Origin of the sequence: Flavonifractor sp. An10 (genome assembly GCF_002161215.1) — a bacterium.
GTDB lineage: Bacteria > Bacillota > Clostridia > Oscillospirales > Oscillospiraceae > Flavonifractor > Flavonifractor avistercoris.
Genome location: NZ_NFMB01000002.1, coordinates 85327 through 108247 on the forward strand (window position 1 = coordinate 85327; position 22921 = coordinate 108247).

At 65.4% G+C, this 22921-nt stretch carries 19 protein-coding genes; 10 read left to right on the plus strand and 9 right to left on the minus strand.

Annotated elements, in window-relative coordinates; genetic code table 11:
* The first annotated feature begins 141 nt into the window (after nucleotides 1-141).
* From infC to rplT, 3 genes are read left to right on the plus strand one after another with little or no spacing between them, the layout of a single operon-like run.
* Nucleotides 142-708, plus strand: coding sequence for a translation initiation factor IF-3 (gene infC / locus B5E42_RS03170; protein WP_141242431.1), 567 nt, complete (start codon nucleotides 142-144; stop codon nucleotides 706-708).
* Nucleotides 709-753: 45 nt separating this feature from the next.
* Nucleotides 754-957 (plus strand): 50S ribosomal protein L35, encoded by a 204-nt coding sequence (gene rpmI / locus B5E42_RS03175; protein ID WP_087236726.1) that lies wholly within the window; start codon nucleotides 754-756, stop codon nucleotides 955-957.
* 30 nt (nucleotides 958-987) lie between these two features.
* On the plus strand, nucleotides 988-1344 hold the full coding sequence (rplT, locus tag B5E42_RS03180; protein ID WP_087236727.1) for a 50S ribosomal protein L20: 357 nt from the start codon (nucleotides 988-990) through the stop codon (nucleotides 1342-1344).
* A gap of 558 nt (nucleotides 1345-1902) precedes the next feature.
* Here the strand turns inward: rplT and tsaD are convergent.
* From tsaD to polA, 7 genes are read right to left on the minus strand one after another with little or no spacing between them, the layout of a single operon-like run.
* Nucleotides 1903-2913, minus strand: a complete 1011-nt coding sequence (gene tsaD / locus B5E42_RS03185) for a tRNA (adenosine(37)-N6)-threonylcarbamoyltransferase complex transferase subunit TsaD (RefSeq protein WP_087236728.1) — start codon at nucleotides 2911-2913, stop codon at nucleotides 1903-1905.
* Nucleotides 2914-2918: 5 nt separating this feature from the next.
* A complete protein-coding gene (locus B5E42_RS03190) occupies nucleotides 2919-3512 on the minus strand; it encodes a GNAT family N-acetyltransferase (protein ID WP_087236729.1) in 594 nt (197 codons plus the stop codon).
* Nucleotides 3502-3954 carry a ribosomal protein S18-alanine N-acetyltransferase gene (gene rimI / locus B5E42_RS03195; RefSeq protein WP_087236730.1) on the minus strand — a complete coding sequence of 151 codons (453 nt, stop codon included), beginning with the start codon at nucleotides 3952-3954 and terminating at the stop codon, nucleotides 3502-3504. The genes B5E42_RS03190 and rimI overlap by 11 nt, the downstream gene beginning before the upstream one ends.
* A gap of 10 nt (nucleotides 3955-3964) precedes the next feature.
* A complete protein-coding gene (locus B5E42_RS03200; protein WP_087236731.1) occupies nucleotides 3965-4192 on the minus strand; it encodes a hypothetical protein in 228 nt (75 codons plus the stop codon).
* A gap of 10 nt (nucleotides 4193-4202) precedes the next feature.
* Nucleotides 4203-4790, minus strand: coding sequence for a GNAT family N-acetyltransferase (locus B5E42_RS03205; RefSeq protein ID WP_087236732.1), 588 nt, complete (start codon nucleotides 4788-4790; stop codon nucleotides 4203-4205).
* 18 nt (nucleotides 4791-4808) lie between these two features.
* Nucleotides 4809-5048, minus strand: a complete 240-nt coding sequence (locus B5E42_RS03210; RefSeq protein ID WP_087236733.1) for a DUF6199 family natural product biosynthesis protein — start codon at nucleotides 5046-5048, stop codon at nucleotides 4809-4811.
* 17 nt (nucleotides 5049-5065) lie between these two features.
* Nucleotides 5066-7729, minus strand: a complete 2664-nt coding sequence (gene polA, locus B5E42_RS03215; protein WP_087236734.1) for a DNA polymerase I — start codon at nucleotides 7727-7729, stop codon at nucleotides 5066-5068.
* Between the two features lie 220 nt (nucleotides 7730-7949).
* Here polA and B5E42_RS03220 point away from each other — a divergent pair, with 220 nt between their 5' ends.
* The 6 genes from B5E42_RS03220 to B5E42_RS03245 all read left to right on the plus strand — a co-directional run bounded on the left by B5E42_RS03220 (nucleotide 7950) and on the right by B5E42_RS03245 (nucleotide 17609).
* Nucleotides 7950-8423 carry a YhcH/YjgK/YiaL family protein gene (locus B5E42_RS03220; protein ID WP_087236735.1) on the plus strand — a complete coding sequence of 158 codons (474 nt, stop codon included), beginning with the start codon at nucleotides 7950-7952 and terminating at the stop codon, nucleotides 8421-8423.
* A 236-nt stretch (nucleotides 8424-8659) separates the two neighbouring features.
* Nucleotides 8660-9991, plus strand: a complete 1332-nt coding sequence (gene glnA / locus B5E42_RS03225; protein WP_087236736.1) for a type I glutamate--ammonia ligase — start codon at nucleotides 8660-8662, stop codon at nucleotides 9989-9991.
* 176 nt (nucleotides 9992-10167) lie between these two features.
* Nucleotides 10168-10710: an ANTAR domain-containing protein gene (locus B5E42_RS03230; protein WP_087236737.1), complete on the plus strand. Its 543-nt coding sequence runs from the start codon at nucleotides 10168-10170 to the stop codon at nucleotides 10708-10710.
* A gap of 77 nt (nucleotides 10711-10787) precedes the next feature.
* On the plus strand, nucleotides 10788-15326 hold the full coding sequence (gene gltB, locus B5E42_RS03235) for a glutamate synthase large subunit (protein WP_087236738.1): 4539 nt from the start codon (nucleotides 10788-10790) through the stop codon (nucleotides 15324-15326).
* Between the two features lie 2 nt (nucleotides 15327-15328).
* On the plus strand, nucleotides 15329-16789 hold the full coding sequence (locus B5E42_RS03240; protein WP_087236739.1) for a glutamate synthase subunit beta: 1461 nt from the start codon (nucleotides 15329-15331) through the stop codon (nucleotides 16787-16789).
* 178 nt (nucleotides 16790-16967) lie between these two features.
* Nucleotides 16968-17609 carry a class II aldolase/adducin family protein gene (locus B5E42_RS03245; protein ID WP_087236740.1) on the plus strand — a complete coding sequence of 214 codons (642 nt, stop codon included), beginning with the start codon at nucleotides 16968-16970 and terminating at the stop codon, nucleotides 17607-17609.
* A gap of 76 nt (nucleotides 17610-17685) precedes the next feature.
* Here the strand turns inward: B5E42_RS03245 and clpB are convergent, their stop codons facing one another.
* Entirely contained in the window at nucleotides 17686-20319 is a 2634-nt protein-coding gene (gene clpB / locus B5E42_RS03250) for an ATP-dependent chaperone ClpB (RefSeq protein WP_087236741.1), read from the minus strand.
* Nucleotides 20320-20801: 482 nt separating this feature from the next.
* On the minus strand, nucleotides 20802-21230 hold the full coding sequence (locus B5E42_RS03255; RefSeq protein ID WP_087236742.1) for an Hsp20/alpha crystallin family protein: 429 nt from the start codon (nucleotides 21228-21230) through the stop codon (nucleotides 20802-20804).
* Between the two features lie 289 nt (nucleotides 21231-21519).
* Here B5E42_RS03255 and B5E42_RS03260 point away from each other — a divergent pair, with 289 nt between their 5' ends.
* Nucleotides 21520-22905, plus strand: coding sequence for an MATE family efflux transporter (locus B5E42_RS03260; RefSeq protein ID WP_087236743.1), 1386 nt, complete (start codon nucleotides 21520-21522; stop codon nucleotides 22903-22905).
* Nucleotides 22906-22921 lie beyond the last annotated feature (16 nt).

Here is a 22921-nt window from a genome sequence, read left to right on the forward strand (position 1 = left end):
TATCAGAGCAAAATAAAGCAGGAACGGTACCCCCGTCCTCACCTCCCGCCCACGGCAAAGAGGTCAATCGGACTGTGCGCACACGGAATTTCTCCGGGTGTGCTTGGCTGTGATGCGGGTGCCGTTCTGGCAGCCGTTTTTTTGTGTTCATTTGAGAATTGGAGGTGCTTTCGTATCAGCAAACAGGGTCATCAAATCAACGAGGAGATCCGTGACAAAGAGGTCCGGCTGGTCTCTGAGACCGGCGAGCAGCTGGGCATCATGTCCGCCCGGGACGCGCTGGAGCGCGCTGCGGAGGCCAACCTGGATCTGGTGAAGATCTCCCCCACCGCCAATCCCCCCGTGTGCAAGCTCATGGACTACGGCAAGTACAAGTTCGAGCAGACCAAGCGGGAGAAGGAGGCGCGGAAGAACCAGCACATTGTGGAGATCAAGGAAGTGCGCATGTCCCCCAGCATCGACGTGAACGACTTCAACGTGAAGCTGCGCAATGCCCAGAAGTTCCTGGCCGAAGGCAACCGGGTGAAGGTCACCGTCCGATTCCGGGGCCGCGAGATGGCGCACACGGACATCGGAAAGGGCCTGCTGCTCAAGTTCGCGGAGCAGTGCGCCGAGGTCGCCGCGTTGGACAAGGAGCCCAAGCTGGACGGACGGCACATGTCCATCTTCCTCTCCCCCAAGGTTGCCAAGGAAGCCAAGAAGAACTGAGCGCGAGCCCGCACTTTGAATTGAACAGAAAAGGAGTTTACCACCATGCCTAAGCTGAAAACCCACAGCGGCGCGAAGAAGAGATTCAACCTGACCAAGTCCGGCAAGGTTAAGCGCGCCCATGCCAACAAGCGCCACCTGCTCAACGGCCACGGAAAGGACACCAAGCGCAAGAGAGGCCTCCGCGCCGGCGCGTATGCGGACAAGACCAACGCGCCCGCCATCAAGCGCATGATCCCCTACAAATAATCTTTACCTGAATATAGGAGGCTTTTTACAATGGCTAGAGTTAAAGGCGCGATGATGACGCGCAAGAGAAGAAATAAGATCCTCAAGCTGGCCAAGGGCTACTGGGGCGCCAAGAGCAAGCACTTCAAGATGGCCAACGAGCAGGTCATGAAGTCCCTGAGCTACGCCTACACCGGCCGCCGGCTGAAGAAGCGCGACTTCCGCTCCCTGTGGATCACCCGCATCTCCGCCGCCTGCAAGATGAACGGCATGAACTACTCCACCTTTATGAACGGCCTGAAGAAGGCCGGCGTGGAGATCAACCGCAAGATGCTGGCGGAGCTGGCTGTCAACGACAAGGCCGCGTTCACCGCCCTCACCGAGATGGCCAAGGCCAAGCTGGCCTGAGCCTGTATCCAGCAAACTCTTAAACCGCCGCGGCAGAGCCGCGGCGGTTTTTTTCGTCCCCGCCTCCGGGCAGCGCGGCACGGGGCAATACCCTCTGTATAATCCTTTGCCCCATGGCGGAAGAACTGCAAATTCCCCGCTCGCAGGCCGGGTGTGTCCCTCCATCGTCCCAGGGAGCCCGGCGGTCTGGGGCAGAGGAAAGTGCCGGAATTTCTCTTCCACGGCCGGTTTTCCGCACTTTCCGGATGCCGCCATTTTTGCTCTCTGCTTGACATAATTTTTACAATGTAACCTCTCTACAGAGCGTTATGCACATTGTCCACCTTGTTTTCCACACCCCTTCCCCCTTAGGCCCCCGCGGTTTTATCCACTTATCCACCGGATTTTCCACCCGCTCCAATCGAAGTCCGGGGTCTTTCCGCGCCGGTCAGTTTAGTAGACATAACGCATTTTTTCTGCTTCGCTGCACCTCCGGGACGCCGCGCCTTCATATCCGCCCGGCCCATTTTTCCACAAAAAAAGCATCCGCCAGAGCGGATGCTTTTCCTTATTCAGCATTCAGCCCAGCTCGATGGAGCGGGTGGCGTAGGCGTTGAGTTCCAGGCCGCCGCGCCTGCCCGCCAGGTACTCATAGTAGGCCTGGCAGCCGATCATGGCCCCGTTGTCCCCGCACAGGGACAGCTGGGGCAGGTAGAGCTTGTCGCCGCTCCGGCGGCAGGCCCGCTCCAAGTCCGCCCGGATGCGGGTGTTGGCCGCCACGCCGCCGGCCACGGCCACCTTGCCGTAGCCCAGCTGTTTGGCGGCCTCCATGGTGCGGGGCACCAGGGTGTCGCTGACGGCGGCGGCGAAGGAGGCCGCCAGGCCGGGCAGATCCAGCGTCTCCCCCTTCTGCCCGGCGTTGTGCACCAGATTGAGCACCGCGGTCTTGAGCCCGGAGAAGGACATGTCCAGGGGTGCTCCGGCCACGTGGGCCCGGGGCAGCTCATAGCGGGTGTCGTCCCCGCCCTGGGCCAGCCGATCCATGGGAGCCCCGCCGGGGTAGCCGATGCCCAGCACCCGGGCCACCTTGTCGAAGCACTCACCGGCGGCGTCGTCCCGGGTGGCCCCCAGGATCCTCATGCGGGTGTAGTCCTGCACGTCCACGATCATGGTGTTGCCGCCGGAGACGCACAGGCAGACAAAGGGGGGCTCCAGCTCGGGGTGGGTGATGTAGTTGGCGGCGATGTGCCCCCGGGTGTGGTGGACGGGGATCAGCGGCACCCCCAGGGCGTAGGCCGCCGACTTGGCGAAGTTCACCCCCACCAGCAGGGCGCCGATGAGGCCGGGGGCGTAGGTGACGGCCACCGCGTCGATGTCCGCCCGGGTGAGGCCCGCCTGCTCCAGGGCCAGCTCCGTCAGGCCGGCGATGGCCTCCACGTGCTTGCGGGAGGCGATCTCGGGCACCACGCCGCCGTAGGTGGCGTGCATGTCCGCCTGGGAGGCGATGGCGTCGGACAGGACGGTGCGGCCGTCCCGCACCACCGCGGCGGCGGTCTCGTCGCACGAAGATTCAAAGGCCAGAATGTTTATGGAAATCAGTCCTTTCTTGCTGGGGCGGGCTCCTCCGCCGGAATATGGATCACCCGGCGGAAGAGCAGGGGCGACACCTCGCTCTGGTAGAGGGCCCGGTGGGAGGCCTGGAGCCGTTCCCCCTCCTGAGAGTCCACGGCGGGCCAGGAGAGCATGGCGTAGCGCACGCCGAACAGGACGGCCTGATAGCCCAGCGGGACAAACCCGGCCCGCTCGTAAAAATGCAGCCGCCGTTGGCGCAGGGCGTTCTCCCCCGGCGGCGCGCTCTCCTCCGGGGCCTCCACCTCCGCCAGCAGGGGCATGGGGCCGTACTGCCCCTTAACCAGCTCCAGGGCGCGGGTGCCGTACCCCTGCCCTCGCGCGTCCCGGCACACGGCCAGGTAGTCCAGCAGGGCGCAGCCCGCCCCCCGCCACAGGAAGGCATAGGCCTCCAGGGCGTCCCCGTCAAACACGCCCCAGGTGTCGTAGTCCCCCCGCCGCCGCAGGCGGAGGATGGCGGAGAGGGGCCGCCGCTCCGCAGGCGGGAAGTCCTCCGCCACATGCTCCCGGTAGAGCCGCCGCAGCCGGGGCTCGGTCAGCGGGCGCAGCTCAGGCGTCATGCCGGAGCACCACCGTCATCAGCAGGGCGTCCTCGCCCTCCTCCCGGTAGTAGTTCCTACGGCGGCCCACCACCTCAAACCCCAGCTTCTCGTACAGGCCGATGGCCGGGGCATTGCCCGCCCGCACCTCCAGGGTGAGGAAGGCCAGCTTCTCCCTGCCATCGTCCAGAAAACGGCGCAGGAGGGCCTCCGCCGCCCCATGGCGGCGGAACTGCGGCGCGACGGCAATGCGCTCCAGGGTGCCCTCGTCCAGCACGGTGCGCATCTCCCCGTAGCCCAGCAGGGTTCCGTCCTCCCCCACCGCGGCCAGCAGGGTGAGCAGCTCATTGTCCAGATCCTCCGCCAGGGCCTTCTCCGTCCAGGGGTGAGAGAAGCAGGCCCGCTCCAGCGCCGCCGCCTGGGGGAGCTGGGCGGGCGTCATGGGGATGATTTGATACTCCATGGGCGCCCCCTCAGCCGAACAGGGCGTTCACCAGCAGGCCCACCAGCTGCACCACAAAGAGGACGGTGCCCACCAGCAGGGCGGCCATGCCGGCCAGCCGAGTCCAGGCCAGACGCCGGCGCACCATGGCGTTGAGCCTCCACTGGAGGCGCTTGAACCGGGCGGGGAAGAGAAGCATGTACGCGCCCAGGGCCGCCAGGGCCAGCCCCAGCAGGCAGAGCAGAACTTGTGCAATCATAGGTCTAACCTCATTTCATCCAGTAGGGGGCCTCCGGCACCTGGCCGGGGGCGGGGTCGATGACGGTGTCGGGTCGGCCCGGGCCGTAGATGGCCCGGTGGGCGGCCTTCACCGGCTCCAGATCCTCCGGGGCGGGGCCCAGCACAAAGACCTGGCACACCAGCCCGCAGTTGAAGCTCCTGTACACCGGGGTGCAGCCGTTCCTGCGGTAGAAGTCCAGCCGGCGCAGGCGGATGGGCCGCTCCTCCTCCGGGCCGCCGGAGTCCTCCGCCTCCGCCTCGATAATCAGCACTGCCTGTCCCGCCAGCCGCGCCGAGAGCAGCGCCAGCAGCCGGCCGCCCAGTCCGCTGTTCCGGCGGGCGGCGGTGACACCCAGATAGTCCAGCAGCACACAGCCCGGCCAGTCCGGGGCGCTCCACAGGGCCGCATAGCCCAGCAGATCAGGGCCGTCATACAGGCCCAGCACCTCATACCGCCCGGCCTCCGCCAGGGACAGGATATCCGCCAGGGGCTTGCACTCGCAGTCGGGGAAGGTGGTGCACAGCTCGTTTTCATACCAGTCCGCCCAATCGGCGGCGGGAATGGGGCGCAGTTCCATGCAGCTCCTCCTTTGCCTCTATCCCAGGCCCGCGGCCTCCAGAACCAGGGAGATGACAGAGACCAGGATCACCACCGCCGGGATGATGATCATGGCCGTCCCCAGCACCGTTACGGCCGCCAGATAGTGCCTGGACGGCTCGCCCCCCTCCGTATCCAGAGCGTGCTTCAGCTTCCAGCACAGCTCCGGCTTGCGCACCATGAAAATGCCCACGGCAATGACGGCAACCGAAACCAGGCAGATTTCGAGATAATCCATGTGTGCCCCCTTCTCTGTCAGCCCTTGGCCTCCGCCCAGCTCCGGCCCGCATGGGCCTCGGCGGTAAGGGGGAGAGCCAGCTCCACCACGTGCTCCATCTCCCCCTCCAGCAGTTCCTTCACCCGCTCGGTTTCCCCCTCCGGGCACTCCACGATCAGCTCGTCGTGAACCTGGAGCACCAGCCGGGCCTCCAGCCCCTCGGACAGCAGCCTGTCCCGCACCTTGATCATGGCCAGCTTGATGATGTCGGCGGCGGTGCCCTGGATGGGCATGTTCAGGGCCACCCGCTCCCCGAAGGAGCGCAGGTTGAAGTTGGAGGATTTCAGCTCCGGCAGCCACCGGCGGCGGCCCATGAGGGTGGATACCCAGCCGTTCTCCTTGGCCTGCTCCACCACACGGGTCATATAGGCGTGGACGCCGGAGTACTTCTCAAAATACTTCTCCATATACTCCCTGGCCTCGGCCCGGGTGACCCCGATGTCCTGGGACAGGGAGAAGTCGGAGATGCCGTAGACGATGCCGAAGTTCACCGCTTTGGCCCGGCGGCGCATCTCGTGGGTGACGGACTCCGGGGGCACGCCGAACACCTGAGAGGCGGTGACGGTGTGGATGTCCTCCCCGGAGCGGAAGGCGGCGATCATGTGCTCGTCCCCGGCGATGTGGGCCAGCAGGCGCAGCTCGATCTGGGAGTAGTCCGCGTCCACCAGCACCTTCCCCTCCGGGGCCACGAACATCTTGCGCAGCTCCGCCCCCAGCTCGGTGCGCACCGGGATATTCTGGAGGTTGGGCTCGGTGGAGGAGAGCCGCCCGGTGGCGGTGACGGTGTTCTGGAAGGAGGTGTGGATCCGCCCGTCGGGGGCGATCACCTTCATCAGCCCGTCCACATAGGTGGATTTCAGCTTGGCCAGCTGCCGGTAGTCCAGCACCGCCTCCACGATGGGGTGCTTACCCCGCAGCTTCTCCAGCACCTCGGCGCTGGTGGAGTAGCCCGTCTTGGTCTTTTTCACCGGGGGCAGGCCCAGCTTGTCAAAGAGGATGTGGCCGAACTGCTGGGTGGAGTTGATGTTGAAGGTCTCCCCGGCCAGCTCGTAGATGAGGGCCTCGTCGGCCCGGATGCGCTCGTCCAGCAGGGCGCCGAAGGCGGCCAGGGCCTGCCGATCCACCAGCATGCCCAGGTGCTCCATCTCGGCCAGCACCGGGCAGAGGGGGAGCTCCACGCCGTAGTAGAGGTCGTGCATGCCCAGCTCCTCCAGACGGGGGGCCAGAACCTGTTTCAGCGCCCCGATCAGGGCGGTGTGGCTCATGAGGGCCCCCAGCACCGCCCCCTGGTCGGCCAGGGGGGTGAAGGCGTCGGCGGCCAGATAGGTGTCTTTGGCCTTGGGGAACTCCTGGTTGAAGTAGGTCATGCCCAGCTTCTCCAGCTCGTAGCTGCCGTCGGTGGGGGCCAGGAGATAGGCGGCCAGGGCGGTGTCGAACACAAAGCCCTCCCCGGCGATGCCCTCGTCCAGCAGCCGGGACAGGAGGGTCTTCACGTCGTGGGCGTTCTTTTTGATGTCGACGGCAAAGAGGGCCTTCAATCCCTCGTTATACCCCTCCAGGGCGTCGGCGCGGAGAACGGCGGCATGGGAGACCGCTTCGCTCTCCCACCATTCCACGCACACCACATTCAGATCCGGGGTGGCCAGCACATCCACGCTGTCCAGCCCCCGCCACAGGGCCAGCAGCTCCTCCAGCCGGGCGGAATCCGCCACCACCTCGCTCTCACAGGCGCCGGAGAAGGCTGCCTCCCCCGCCGGGGCGTCCCCCTGGACGGCCTTGAGGCCCAGCTTGTCGATGAGCTTGGCAAACTCCAGCTTCAAAAGCAGCTCGTACAGGGCGGGGCCGTCGGGCTCCTTCCGCCTGGCATCCTCGGGGGTGAAGTCGATGGGCGCGTCGGTGTGGATGGTGGCCAGCTCGTAGGACAATTTCGCCTGCTCCGCTCCCTCGGCCAGCTTTTTGAGCACCGCCGGCTTGGCCTCCAAAGTGTCCAGACCGGCATAGATGGCCGACACGCTCTGGTAGCGCTGGATTAAGTCCATGGCGGTCTTTTCTCCGATGCCCTTCACGCCGGGGATGTTGTCGCTGGCGTCCCCCATGAGGGCCTTGAGATCGATGATGTGGATGGGGTCGAAGCCGTACTGCTCCCGGAAGCTGTCGGGGGTCATCTCCTTGGTGGTGGTCTGCCCCATGCGGGTGGACACCAGCTTCACCCGGGTGGACTCGGTGACCAGCTGCAGGGAGTCCTTGTCGCCGGTGACGATGACGGTGTCCCACCCGGCGGCGGTGTCCCGGGCGGCGATGGTGCCGATGAGATCGTCGGCCTCCCACCCGTCCAGCTCGTACCGGGGGATGTTCATGGCGTCCAGCACGTCCTTGATCACCGGCAGCTGGGCGGCCAGCTCGTCGGGCATGCCCTTGCGCTGGGCCTTGTACCCCTCGTAGGCCAGGTGGCGGAAGGTGGGGGCCTTCCGGTCAAAGGTGACGCACAGGGCGTCGGGCTTCTCCTCGTCCGTCAGCTTGAGCAGGATGTTGAGGAACCCGTACACCGCGTTGGTGGGCAGCCCGTCCTTGGTGGTGAGCAGCTTGATGCCGTAGAACGCCCGGTTGAGGATGGAGTTGCCGTCGATGACCATCAGCTTCATGGAAGTGCCTCCCGTTTGTGAATCGGACATAAGTAATAATATTATACCATATAACATTATTTTAGGCAATAAAGCGTGGGCCGGCAGATACCTGCAATTTTCATGCCCGCCGACCGGCCCGAACCGGGCAGAAATCCCTTGACAGGGGAGCGGGTATGGGATACCTTATACATAAACCGGGCGGCCCCGCCGGGCCGCCGTGTACAGAGGAGGAAGCGCCATGATCTTTTCCAAGCTGAACGGGGGAGACGACCTGTCCGCCTACCCTGCCGCCATCCAGCGCGCCCTGGCCTACCTGCGGGACACGGACATCATGTCCCTGGAGCTGGGCCGCCATGAGCTGGAGGGGGACGACATGTTCGTCAACGTGATGGATATGACCACCCACCCCATGGAGGGCTCCCATCCGGAGGTTCACAAGAAGTATATCGACCTGATGTACTGGCCCGAGGGGGGCGAGCGCATCGGGGTGGCCCCCTATCTGGGCACCGAGCCGGTGTTTGAGGCCCGGCCGGAGAACGACATCTCCCTGCTGGAGGATGTGGCCAACGAGTGCATGCTGGTGGCCACCCCCGGCTGCTTCGGCATCTTCTTCCCCTGGGATGCCCACCGGCCCGCCCTCATGCTGGGGGACGCGCCGGCCACCAGCCGCAAGGTGGTGGTGAAAATCAGCATGGCCCTGCTGGCCCGCTGAGGACAGCTCTTTTTGAAGGATTTCTTATCGGACTTGCATAAAAATGCCCGGGGAGATCCGCCGCAACTCTTCCGCTTCCCACGAAAAGAAGGAAAAGGAAGAAAAAGGGTTGACAAAATACCCTGAAAACACTATACTGTTCCCATAGCTAAGGACGAAGGTGTTCTAACCCGCAGGGGGGAGAGCGCCTTCGCCCTTTTTGTTTTAATTTGAAGGGACAAAAGGAGATGCTTGCAATGTCGACCAGAAAGGAAGATATTATCCGCATGGTGCGGGACGAGGACATTGAGTTTATCCGCCTCCAGTTTACCGACATCTTCGGACAGCTCAAGAACGTGGCCATCACGGCCTCCCAGATCGAGAAGGCGGTGAACAACCAGATCATGTTCGACGGTTCCTCCATCGAGGGCTTCGTCCGCATTGACGAGTCCGACCAGTACCTCTATCCCGATCTGGACTCCTTCGCCATCTTCCCCTGGCGGCCCAGCCACGGCAAGGTAGCCCGGCTCATCTGCGACGTGTACAACCCCGACGGCACCCCCTTTGTGGGCGATCCCCGCTACGTGCTGAAAAAGGTGCTCCAGAAGGCCAGGGACATGGGCTACGACGCCTTTAACGTGGGCCCTGAGGCGGAGTTCTTCCTGTTCCAGACCGACGACGAGGGCAAGCCCACCACCAAGACCAACGACGAGGCGGGCTACTTCGATCTGGGCCCCCTGGATCACGGCGAGGGCACCCGGCGGGAGATCTGCCTGGCCCTGGAGCAGATGGGCTTCGAGATCGAGGCCAGCCACCACGAGGTGGCCGAGGGCCAGCACGAGATCGACTTCAAATACGCCGGCGCCCTCCACACCGCCGACAACATCATGACCTTCAAGCTGGCGGTGAAGACCCTGGCCCAGAAGAACGGCCTCCACGCCACCTTCATGCCCAAGCCCATCTTCGGCATCAACGGCTCCGGCATGCACACCAACATGTCCCTGTTCAAGAACGGGAAGAACGCCTTCTATGACCCCGACGATCCCAAGGGCCTGTCCAGGGAGGCGTACAGCTTCATCGCCGGCCTGCTGGCCCATGTGAAGGGCATGGCGGCGGTGACCAACCCGCTGGTCAACTCCTACAAGCGGCTGGTGCCGGGCTATGAGGCCCCCTGCTACCTGGCCTGGTCGGCCTCCAACCGCTCCGCCCTCATCCGCATCCCGGCGGCCCGGGGCCAGTCCACCCGGGTGGAGCTGCGCTCCCCCGACCCGTCCTGCAACCCTTATCTGGAGCTGGCGGTCTGCCTGGCCGCCGGCCTGGACGGCATCGAGAAGGGCATGACCCCTCCCGACGAGGTCACCGAGAACATCTTCGTCATGGACGAGGCCGCCCGGAAGGCCCACGGCATCGACAGCCTGCCCGGCTCCCTGGAGGAGGCCATCCACGCCATGGAGGCCGACCAGCTGATCCTGGACACCCTGGGGGAGCACGTGGTGACCAACTACCTGGACGGCAAGCGCCGGGAGTGGGACGAGTACAGAACCCGTGTCAGCTCCTGGGAGCGGGAGAAGTATATCATCAATTACTAAGCTCTCGTCCCCCGCGGGAGCGCGTGGGGGGCCTCCGGGGGGAATCGATTCCCCCCGGAAGGGGCGGCCTTGGGCGCGAAGCGCCGCGCTTTCCGCAGAAAGCGCCCGCCCCGTGGGAGAAGTATATCATCAATTACTGAGCAGAAAAACGAGCCGCCCGGCGGGAGGTGGATACGATGGAAACCGTGATTGTCGCCTTTGAAAACAGCAAGACCGCCTGGCGGGTGAAGGAGATCCTGGAGGGGGGCGGCGTGGCCTCCTGCGTGGTGTGCCGCTCCGCCGACCAGGTGCGGCGCACCCTTCACAAGCTCCACGTGCCGGCGGTGGTGTGCGGCTACAAGCTGGGGGATCAGACGGCGGAGCTGATCTTCGACGATCTCCCCCTGTCCTGCGCCATGCTGGTGCTGGCCTCCCAGAGCATGCTGGAGCTGATGCAGAACGACGACATTTTCCGCCTGCCCACCCCGGTGTCCAGGGGGGATCTGGCGGCGTCGGTGCGGATGCTGCTGCAGATCGGCCGGCGGCTGGAGCGGTATGTGCGCCCCCGCCGCAGCCGGGAGGAGCAGAGCCTTATCGACCAGGCCAAGCGCCTGCTGATGGATCGGAACGACATGACAGAGGAGCAGGCCCACCGATATTTACAGAAAAAAAGCATGGACAGCGGGGCAAAATTAGTGCAGACGGCCCAGCTGGTGCTGGACAGCACAGAACCGGAATAGCAGGAGGGACAAGGCGGTCTCACGGCGGCAGTCGGGAGCGCGGCTGCCGCCGTTTTTATCGGAAAGGGGAACGGACTATGACAACACAGGAGCGCCCGCGGGGGCTTTACCGCCCGGAATTTGAGCACGACGCCTGCGGCATCGGCGCCGTGGTGGACATACACGGCCGACCCAGCCACCGGACGGTGGACGACGCGCTGAAAATCGTGGAGAAGCTGGAGCACCGGGCGGGCAAGGACGCCGAGGGGGAGACCGGCGACGGCGTGGGCATCCTGGTGCAGCTCTCCCACCGCTTTTTCGCCAAGGCGGCGGAGGAGGCGGGCTTTGCCCTGCCCGGTGCCCGGGACTACGGCGTGGGCATGTTCTTCTTCCCCCAGGACACCCTGAAGCGGAGTCAGGCCAAGAAGATGTTCGAGGTGATTGTGGAAAAGGAGGGCATGGTCTTCCTGGGCTGGCGGGCGGTGCCCGTCTGCCCGGAGATTCTGGGCCGGAAGGCCCGGGACAGGATGCCCTTCATCGAGCAGGCCTTCGTGGCCCGGCCCGGGGGGGTGGAGCCCGGCCTGCCCTTCGACCGGAAGCTCTATGTGGCCCGGCGGGTGTTCGAGCAGTCCAACGACAACACCTACGTGGTCTCCCTGTCCAGCCGCACCATCGTCTACAAGGGCATGTTCCTGGTGGATCAGCTGCGCCGGTTTTACCCGGATCTCCAGAGCCCGGACTACCAGTCCGCCATCGCCATGGTTCACTCCCGGTTCTCCACCAACACCAACCCCTCCTGGGAGCGGGCCCACCCCAACCGCCTCATGGCACACAACGGCGAGATCAACACCATCCGGGGCAATGTGGATCGCATGCTGGCCCGGGAGGAGACCATGTCCTCGCCGCTGCTGGACGCGGACATGGACAAGGTGCTGCCGGTGGTGAACGAGGCCGGCTCCGACTCCGCCATGCTGGACAACACCCTGGAGTTCCTCATGATGGGCGGCATGGATCTGCCCCTGGCGGTCATGGCCTGCATCCCGGAGCCCTGGCGGGGGGACAAGACCATCTCCCGCACCCGGCGGGATCTCTACCACTACTACGCCACGCTGATGGAGCCCTGGGACGGCCCGGCCTCCATCCTGTTCTCCGACGGGGACGTGGTGGGGGCGGTGCTGGACCGCAACGGCCTGCGCCCCTCCCGGTACTATGTCACATCCGACGGCCGCCTGATCCTCTCCTCCGAGGTGGGGGTGCTGGATGTGCCCGCCGGGGAGATTGTGGAGAAGTCCCGGCTCCAGCCGGGGCGGATGCTGCTGGTAGACACCGTCCAGGGCCGCATCATCGGCGACGACGAGCTGAAGGAGCACTACGCCGCCCGGCAGCCCTACGGCGAGTGGCTGGATGCCAACCTGCTCCACCTGCGGGATCTGCCCATCCCCAACAAGCGGGTGGAGCGGCACAGCCGGGAGGAGCTCCACCGGCTCCAGAAGGCATTTGGCTACACCTATGAGGACGTGCGCAGCACCATCCTCCCCATGGCCCGCACCGGGGCGGAGCCCACCGCCGCCATGGGCACCGACATCCCCCTGGCGGTGCTGGACAGCAGGGAGCAGCCCCTGTTCCACTACTTCAAGCAGCTCTTCGCACAGGTGACCAACCCGCCCATCGACGCCATCCGGGAGGAGATTGTCACCGACACCACCGTCTACGTGGGGGACGACGGCAACCTGCTCCAGGAGAAGGCGGAGAACTGCCGGGTGCTCCAGATCCACAACCCCATCCTCACCTCCACCGACCTGATGAAGATCCGGGCCATGAACCAGCCCGGCTTCCGGGTGGCCACCGTGTCCATGCTCTACTATAAGAACACCCCCCTGGATCGGGCCCTGAACCACCTGGCCCTGGCGGTGGACAGGGCCTGGCGGGAGGGGGCCAACATCATCATCCTGTCCGACCGGGGGGTGGACGAGAACCACGTGGCCATCCCGTCCCTGCTGGCGGTGTCCCATATCGAGCAGCACCTGATCCGCACCAAGAAGCGCACGGCGGTGTCCATCCTGCTGGAGTCCGCCGAACCCCGGGACGTACACCACTTCGCCACCCTGCTGGGCTACGGCGCCCGGGCCATCAACCCCTACCTGGCGGAGGAGACCATCGTCTCCCTCATCGAGGAGGGGGTGCTGGACAAGGACTTCCACACCGCCGTGGCCGACTACGACGCCGCCATCCTCCACGGCATCGTGAAGATCGCCTCCAAGATGGGCATTTCCACCCTCCAGTCCTACCAGTCCGCCCAGATCTTTGAGGCCATCGGCATCAGCCGGGACGTGATCGACCAGTACTTCACCAATACCGTCTCCCGGGTGGGGGGCATCGGCCTGAAGGAGATCGCGGCCATGGTAGACCGCAATCACTCCAAAGCCTTTGACCCCCTGGGCCTGGACACCAATCTGGAGCTGGACAGCCTGGGTGAGCACAAGGCCCGCGCCGGCGGGGAGGATCACATGTACAACCCCCGCACCATCCACCTGCTCCAGGAGGCCACCCGCCGGGGGGACTACAGCCTGTTTCAGGAGTACACCGCCCTGGTGGACGACGAGACCAGCCCCCACACCCTCCGGGGCCTGCTGGACATGAAGTACGCCGACACGCCTATCCCCCTGGACGAGGTGGAGAGCGTGGACTCCATCGTCAGGCGCTTCAAGACCGGGGCCATGAGCTACGGCTCCATCTCGAGGGAGGCCCACGAGTGCCTGGCCCAGGCCATGAATCTGCTGGGGGGCAAGTCCAACTCCGGCGAGGGTGGCGAGGAGCCCGACCGGCTCCAGGATCCCGCCCGGTGCTCCGCCATCAAGCAGGTGGCCTCCGGCCGCTTCGGCGTCACCAGCGAGTACCTGGTCTCCGCCAAGGAGATCCAGATCAAGATGGCCCAGGGGGCCAAGCCCGGCGAGGGCGGCCACCTGCCCGCCGGCAAGGTGTACCCCTGGATCGCCAGGTGCCGCCACTCCACCCCCGGCGTCACTCTGATCTCCCCGCCGCCCCACCATGACATCTACTCCATTGAGGATCTGGCCCAGCTCATCTACGACCTGAAAAACGCCAACCGGCAGGCCCGCATCTCCGTCAAGCTGGTCAGCGAGGCGGGTGTGGGCACCATCGCCGCCGGCGTGGCCAAGGCCGGGGCCCAGGTGGTGCTCATCTCCGGCTATGACGGCGGCACCGGCGCCGCCCCCCGCACCTCCATCCACAACGCCGGCCTGCCCTGGGAGCTGGGCCTGGCGGAGACCCACCAGACCCTGATCCAGAACGGCCTGCGCTCCCGGGTGGTGGTGGAGACCGACGGCAAGCTGATGAGCGGCCGGGACGTGGCCATCGCCTGCATGCTGGGGGCGGAGGAGTTCGGCTTTGCCACCGCCCCCCTGGTGACCATGGGCTGCGTCATGATGCGGGTGTGCAACCTGGACACCTGCCCCGTGGGGGTGGCCACCCAGAACCCGGAGCTGCGCAAGCGCTTCCAGGGCAAGCCGGAGTACGTGGTCAACTTCATGCGCTTCATCGCCCAGGAGCTGCGGGAGCACATGGCACGCCTGGGCGTGCGCACGGTGGAGGAGCTGGTGGGCCGCACCGACCTGCTCCGGGTGCGCCGGCCCGCCGTCAACGAGCGGGCGGCCACGGTGGATCTGTCCGCCATCCTGAACAACCCCTACGTGGGCACCGGCGCCAAGACCCACTTCGACCCCGCCGACGTGTACGACTTCCGCCTGGAGGACACGGTGGATCTGAAGGTGCTGGAGAAGAAGCTGGGCAAGTCCCTCCAGAAGGGGGAGCCCAAACAGCTGGAGCTGGCGGTGTCCTCCACCGACCGGGCGGTGGGCACCATCCTGGGCTCCGACATCACCCGCCTCCACGGCAGTGAGCTCACCGACGACACCTTCACCGTCAAGTGCACCGGCGGCGGCGGCCAGTCCTTCGGCGCGTTCCTCCCCAAGGGCCTGACCCTGGAGCTGGAGGGGGACGCCAACGACTACCTGGGCAAGGGCCTGTCCGGCGGCAAGATTGTGGTCTATCCGCCTAAAAACAGCGCCTTTGTGCCCGAGGACAACATCCTGGTGGGCAACGTGGCCCTCTACGGGGCCACCAGCGGCACGGCCTTCCTCAACGGCGTGGCCGGGGAGCGGTTCTGTGTCCGCAACTCCGGCGCCACCGCGGTGGTGGAGGGCGTGGGCGACCACGGCTGCGAGTATATGACCGGCGGCCGGGTGGTGGTGCTGGGCCCCACGGGCCGCAACTTCGCCGCGGGCATGAGCGGCGGCGTGGCCTATGTGCTGGACGAGGGCCGGGACTTCTACCTGCGGCTCAACAAGGCCCTGGTGTCCATGGAGCTGGTCACCGAGCAGCACGACATTGCCGAGCTCAGGGGCCTGATCCAGGCCCACGCGGACGCCACCGGCTCGCCCAAGGCCAAACGGATCCTGGACGACTTCGACGCCTGGCTGCCCAAGTTCAAGAAGATCCTGCCCCACGACTATGACCGGATGCTGCGCACCATCGCCCGGTATGAGGAGCGGGGCATGAGCCGGGAGCAGGCCCAGGTGGAGGCGTTCTACGCCAACACCCGGGGAAAGGGGGAATAACCATGGGTAAACCCACTGGATTTTTGGAATACACCCGCCAGGGCAATCCCAGCGAAGCCCCGCTGGCCCGCATCAGGCACTACAACGAGTTCCACCCACGGCTGGGCCGGGAGGAGCGGATGCGGCAGGGGGCCCGGTGCATGGAGTGCGGCGTGCCCTTCTGCCAGTCCGGCGCGGTGCTGAACGGCATGGTGTCCGGCTGCCCCCTTCACAACCTGGTGCCCGAGTGGAACGACCTGGTGTACCACGGCAGCTTCGGACACGCCCTGGAGCGGCTGCTCAAGACCAACAACTTCCCGGAGTTCACAGGAAGGGTGTGCCCCGCCCTGTGTGAGGCGGCCTGCACCTGCGGCCTCCACGGGGAGCCGGTCACCGTCAGGGACAACGAGCTGGGCATCATCGAGGACGCCTGGGAGCGGGGACTTATGAAGCCCCGGCCCCCAAAAAATCGCACCGGAAAGCGGATTGCGGTGGTGGGCTCCGGCCCCTCCGGCCTGGCCTGCGCCGACCAGCTCAACAGTCGGGGCCACTCCGTCACCGTGTTCGAGCGGGAAGACCGCCCCGGCGGCCTGCTGATGTACGGCATCCCCAACATGAAGCTGGAGAAGTCCATCGTCCAGCGGCGGCTGGAGCTCATGGCCGCCCAGGGGGTGGAGTTCCGCACCGGCGTGGACGTGGGCAGGGACATCAGCGCCCAGGAGCTGCGCCGGGACTATGACGCGGTGGTGCTGTGCTGCGGCGCGGCCAATCCCCGGGATCTCTCCGTCCCCGGCCGGGAGGGGGAGGGGGTCTGGTTCGCGGTGGACTTTTTGAAGGAGACCACCCGGGCCCTGCTGGACAACGGCCTGCAGGAGGGCACCTCCCCCTCCGCCAGGGGGAAGCACGTGGTGATCGTAGGCGGCGGCGACACGGGCAACGACTGCGTGGGCACCTGCATCCGCCACGGCTGCGAGAGCGTCACCCAGCTGGAGATGATGCCCAAGGCCCCGGACAGCCGCGGGGAGAACAACCCCTGGCCCGAGTGGCCCAGGGTGTGCAAAACCGACTACGGCCAGGAGGAGGCCATCGCCGTCTTTGGCCATGACCCGAGGATCTACGAGACCACCGTATCCAGGCTGATCCGGGACGAGGAAGGGGCCCTCACCGGTGTGGAGACCGTCCGCCTGGGGCCGGATCACAAGCCCCTGCCCGGCACGGAGCAGGCCCTGCCCTGCGAGCTGCTGCTCATCGCCGCCGGGTTCCTGGGCCCCCAGGACTATGTGCCCGAGGCGTTTGGTTTGGAACGAACCGCCCGCTCCAATGTCCAGACAGCCGAGGGGGGCTATGACACCGGCGTGGCGGGCGTGTTCGCCGCCGGAGACATGCGCCGGGGCCAGTCCCTGGTGGTGTGGGCCATCCAGGAGGGCCGCGCCGCCGCCCGCCAGGTGGACGAGTACCTGATGGGCTACACCAACCTGGAATAGCGACAAAAGGTGCGCGCCGCAAACTGCGGCGCGCCCTTTTCTGCCTGAATTTCGGAAGACACCAGGAGATGTCGGCGGCGGCCTGATGTGGAACCCGCCGTGCGGCTGAAAGAGAGGGGACAGGGCAGCCCGGTGTGCTATAATGAAGTCAATCTTGGACGAAAGAGGAAGTGTGCATATGCAGTATGAGGAGATCCGCCGGCAGGTGCTGGGCGCCATCCGGGAGGCCCAGGCGCGGGGCCTGATCCACGGCACCTCGGGGAACATCGCCGTGCGGCAGCCCGGCGGGGATGTGGTGGCCATCACCCCCAGCGGCCGCCCCTACGACACCATGCAGCCGGAGGACATCGCCATCGTCACCCTGTCCGGGGAGTGGATCGACGGGCCCTACAGGCCCTCCTCCGAGACCCCCATGCACACGGCGGTGTACCGGGCCCGGCCCGACGTGGGGGCCACGGTGCACACCCACGCCCTCTACTCCACCGTCATGGCCATGGGTCTGGACGAGCTGCCCCCCTCCACCCCGCCCCAGGCGGAGTTTGCCCCCATGCGGGTGATTCCCTTCGCGGTGCCCGGCTCCCAGAAGCTGGCCGACTATGTGACCGGGGCCCTGGGGGCGGACGGGCTGGCGGTGCTGCTGCGCAACCACGGCAACTTCTGCTGCGGCAGAGATATCGGCGCCGCCATGACCGCCGCCGTCTACGTGGAGGAGGCCGCTCAGGTGGCCTACCACGCCGCGCTCCTGGGGCAGTTCCACCCCCTGGCGGCGGAGGACGTGCAGGCCTGCAAGGACATGCTGGCGGCGGGCAGGGCCGTGTGACAGGACACAAAAACAGACCGGGCGGTGCGTACGCACCGCCCGGCCTGTTTTTTTATGATGCGGTTATGGGGCTGTGTCAGTTATCGTCCACCACTTCGCCGGTGAGGACGGTCTTGGCCTCCACCGTCAGCTCTCCATTGACGCAGTCCACGGTGAGGGTGTCGCCGCTCTCCACCTGGTCGGCGATGATCTTCCGGCTGATGAGGGTCTCCACCGAGTGCTGCACAAAGCGGCGGAGGGGCCGGGCGCCGAAGGCGGGGTCGTAGGCGCTGTCGATAATGAACTGCTTGGCCGCGGGGGTGAGCACCACCGTCAGCTGTTTGTCCTCCAGGCGGCGGTTGAGCTCGGCCACCAGCAGGTCGATGATATGGGTGATGTTATCCTTGGTCAGTGGCTTGTAGAACACAATCTCGTCCAGCCGGTTGAGGAACTCGGGCCGGAAGGAATGGCGGAGCAGGTCGTTGACAGCATTCTTGGCCTCCTGGGTGATGTTGCCGTCGGCGTCGATGCCGTCCAGCAGGTACTGGGAGCCCAGGTTGGAGGTCAAAATGATGATGGTGTTCTTGAAATCCACCGTCCGGCCCTGGCTGTCCGTAATCCGGCCGTCGTCCAATACCTGGAGTAATATATTGAACACGTCGGGGTGGGCCTTCTCCACCTCGTCGAAGAGCACCACGGAATAGGGGTGGCGGCGGACGGCCTCGGTGAGCTGGCCGCCCTCCTCATAGCCCACGTATCCCGGAGGGGCGCCGATGAGGCGGGAGACGGAGAACTTCTCCATATACTCGCTCATGTCGATGCGCACCATGTTCTTCTCGGAGTCGAACAGGGCCTCGGCCAGGGTCTTGGCCAGCTCGGTTTTGCCCACGCCGGTGGGGCCCAGGAACAGGAAGGAGCCGATGGGCCGGTCGGGGTCGGCGATGCCGGCCCGGCTGCGGAGGATGGCCTCGGACACCAAGCGCACGGCCTCGTCCTGGCCCACCACCCGCTGGTGGAGGATGTCCTCCAGGTGGAGCAGCTTCTCCCGCTCCCCCTCCATCAGCTTGGCCACGGGTATGCCCGTCCAGCGCTCAATGATGCGGGCGATCTCCTCCTCGGTGACCTTGTCCCGCAGCAGGCTTCTGGCCCTGCCCTCGTTGGCGATGGCCTCCTCGGCCTCCAGCTGCCGCTTCAGCTCGGGGATGCGGCCGTACTGCAGCTCGGCGGCCTTATTCAGGTCGTACTGCCGCTGGGCCTTCTCCAGCTCGGCGTTGGCCGCCTCCAGATCCTCCCGCAGCTTCTGCACCTTGCCGATGGCGTTCTTCTCGTTCTCCCACTGGGCCTTCTTGGCGTTGAACTCGTCCCGCATCTCGGCCAGCTCCTTCTGGATCTCGGCCAGATGCTCCTGGGACAGGGCGTCGTCCTCCTTCTTGAGGGCGGCCTCCTCGATCTCATGCTGGATAATCTTGCGCTGGATCACGTCCAGCTCGGTGGGCATGGAGTCGATCTCCGTGCGGATCATGGCGCAGGCCTCGTCCACCAGGTCGATGGCCTTGTCGGGCAGGAAACGGTCGGTGATATAGCGGTCGGACAGGGTGGCGGCGGCGATGATGGCGCTGTCCTGGATCTTGACCCCGTGGTAGACCTCGTACCGCTCCTTCAGGCCCCGGAGGATGGCGATGGTGTCCTCCACCGAGGGCTCGTTGACCATGACGGGCTGGAACCGCCGCTCCAGGGCGGCGTCCTTCTCGATATACTGGCGGTACTCGTTGAGGGTGGTGGCGCCGATGCAGTGGAGCTCGCCCCGGGCCAGCATGGGCTTGAGCAGGTTGCCCGCGTCCATGGCGCCCTCGGTCTTGCCCGCGCCCACGATGGTGTGCAGCTCGTCGATGAACAGGATGATGCGGCCCTCGGACTTCTTCACCTCATTGAGGACGGCCTTCAGCCGCTCCTCAAACTCGCCCCGGTACTTGGCGCCGGCGATCAGGGAGCCCATGTCCAGGGCGAAGATGGTCTTGTCCTTCAGGGAGGCGGGCACGTCGCCCTTCACGATCCGCTGGGCCAGGCCCTCGGCGATGGCGGTCTTGCCCACGCCGGGCTCGCCGATGAGCACCGGGTTGTTCTTGCTCTTGCGGCTCAGGATGCGGATGACGTTGCGGATCTCGTCGTCCCGGCCGATCACCGGATCCAGCTTGTTGGCACGGGCCCGCTCCACCAGGTCAGTGCCGTACTTCTTCAGGGCGTTGTAGGTCTCCTCCGGGTTGTCGGAGGTGACCCGCTGGTTGCCCCGCACATTGGTCAGGGCCTGGAGCACCCGCTCCCGGCTCACGTTGTAGGTGCGGAAGACCTCTTTCAGGGCGCGGTTTGCCGTGTCGATCAGGGCCAGCAGCAGGTGCTCCACCGACACATACTCGTCCTTCATGGAAGAGGCCACGCTCTCGGCGGTGTTCAGGCACTTGTCCACGTCCTGAGCCACGTAGATCTTGCCCTGCTCCCGGCCGGAGCCGGACACACGGGGCAGCTTTTCCACCTCCGCCTTGACGGCGGCGGTGAAGGAGGGGACGGTGAGGCCCATGTTCCCCAGCAGCTGGGGGATCAGGCCGCCCTCGTCCAGCAACAGGGCCAGCAGCAGGTGGGGCTGCTCAATCTGCTGGTTGCCGTACTCGGTGGCGATGGACTGGGCGTTCTGCACCGCCTCCAGGGATTTCTGGGTATATTTCTGCGCGTTCATAAATCGCGTCACATCCTTTCTCGTCGGCAGACCCGCCAAAGGCTGGGCTCTGCCGGGGGTGGGCGGCCTATTAGGCCGCCCGCAGGTTGGCAAAAACTTTATGGTATTTCAGGGGCATGGCACCGACGGCGGCCCGGCGGGCCAAGCCGGTACAACGCAACGACTTTCAGAGCTTGCAGGGTAATCCCGATGCGTGCCGCCCAAGGCGCGGCAGCGCCTGTAACAAAATCGCCAGGAAAACGGGCGGCAATGCACGCCCGGTTTTTGCCCTGTTTGTACAGCCCACCGCCGCCATGAGCCCCCGTTTTGGGGGGCGCCGGGGGAACTCCCCCGGCCCCTTCTTTCCCCCATTTCTTTGGGAAGAAATGGGGCCCTGGCCGGGCAGGCCCGCCCCCGGGGGCCCCGCCGGAGGCCGGGCCTCCACTGGGCGGAACACGAACAGGAGCCGGTCAGCCGCAGCTGACCGGCTCCCGCGTTCCCGATCAATCGATGGCGATCCGGCGGCTCTCGGGCACCACCGGCACGGCCTTGGGCAGGTTCAGCTCCAGGATGCCGTTGTTGTAGGCGGCGGTGATCCCGGCCTCGTTGATGCCGGTGATGTCAAAGGAGCGGCTGAAGGAGCCGTAGCGGCGCTCGCGGCGGATGTAGGTGCCCTTGTCGTCCTTCTGATCCTGGTTCTCACTGTGCTCGGCGGTGATGGTCAGGATGCCGTCCTTCACATCCAGCTTGATGTCGCCCTTGTCAAAGCCGGGGAGCTCGGCTTCTAAAATGAACTTGTCGCCGGCGTCCCGAATGTCGGTGCGGAAGGCGGGCAGATTGGTGTTGCTGCTGCGGAAGAAGTTCCGGGCAAAGTTATCAAAGGTATCGAACACGTTGTCTTCGCTGCGCTCAAAGGGAAGCATGCCAAACATAATCAATCTCTCCTTTTTCCTGAAAGCGGATGGTTAGCAATGATGGGTTCTGCGTGCTAAAATCTTGGGTTTTTCACGGCTGTCATCCTCTTTCTGGGGCCCTCGCGGGCCCTCCTATCTCGTTTTCTGAACCTAAGTATAGAGGGATTCTGTGAACAAATATACATGAAATTATGTCCAAATTGTAAATATTAGCACTCTTATATATGGAGTGCTAAAACAACTGACCCTTTACGGAGTGGGAAAAAAGAGGTATAATACCCTCCGCTTGTGCGGAAGGGAGAGAACTATGAAACGTACCAACGACCTGGGCCGCGACCCGGTTTTCAAGCTGGTGTGCCGGCTGGCTATCCCCACCATGCTGGCCCAGCTGGTCAGCGTGCTCTACAGCATCGTGGATCGCATTTACATCGGCAACATCCAGGGCATCGGCGACCTGGCTCTGGCGGGGGTGGGGGTGTGCGGCCCCATCGTCACCCTGCTGTCCTCCTTTGCCTCCCTGGTGGGCCTGGGAGGCTCCCCCATCATGGCCATGCGCATGGGGGAGGGGAGGAAGAAGGAGGCGGGCCGGGTTCTGTCCAACTGTTTCCTCATGCTGCTGGTGCTGTCGGTGGCGCTGACGGCGGTGTTCCTGCTGTCCAAGGGGCAGCTGCTCCGCTGGTTCGGCGCCAGTGAGGCCACTTTCGGCTATGCCGACACCTATCTGACCATCTACACCGCCGGCACCTTTTTCGCCCTCATGGCCACCGGCATGAACAGCTTCCTCATCGCCCAGGGCTACTCCGGCCTGGGCATGGCCACGGTGATGCTGGGGGCGGTGCTCAACATCGTGTTGGATCCCGTCTTTATCTTCGCCCTCCACATGGACGTGGCCGGGGCGGCCATCGCCACGGTGATCTCCCAGATGGCCTCCTGCGCCTTCGTGCTGACCATGCTGCTGCGCAAATCCATGCCGGTGCCCCTGCGGTGGGGCAGGCCGGACTGGGCCGTCATGCGGCGGGTGCTGGCTTTCGGCCTGTCCCCCTTTCTGATCATCGCCACCGACAGCATCCTGCTCATCGTGCTCAACACAGTGCTCCAGCGGTACGGCGGCCCCGAGCAGGGGGACGCCCTGGTCACCTGCGCCACCATCGTGCAGAGCTACCTGCTCCTCATCACCATGCCCATGGGCGGCCTCACCCTGGGCACCCAGCCGGTGGTCAGCTTCAACTACGGCGCCGGCAACCTGGAGCGCATCAAAAAGGCCATCCAATGTATTGTGGGCCTGTGCCTCACCTTCTGCGCGGGGATGATGGTGTTCACCCACACCCTGTCCCCGGTGTTTGTGGGCCTGTTCACCCGCAATCCGGAGCTGGCGGAGCAGTCGGTGGGCTATATTAAGGTGTTCACCGCCATGATCCTCCCCCTGGCCGTCCAGTACCCCCTGGTGGACGAGACCACCGCCCTGGGCCACGTGCGGCTGGCCCTGTTCTGCTCCCTGTTCCGCAAGAGCGTGTTCCTGGCCTGCCTGCTCCTGCTGCCCGCCCTGGTGTCCGCCCCGGCCACCTTCCTGTCCGAGCCCATCGCCGACGCGGTGGCCGCCACGGTGACCACCTGCCTGTTCCTCCACTTCTTCCCCAAAATCCTGGCCAAACGGGCCAGGCAGGAGGAGGGTCAACCCAAAGTTGCGGAATAGCTGGTGGACGCAACCG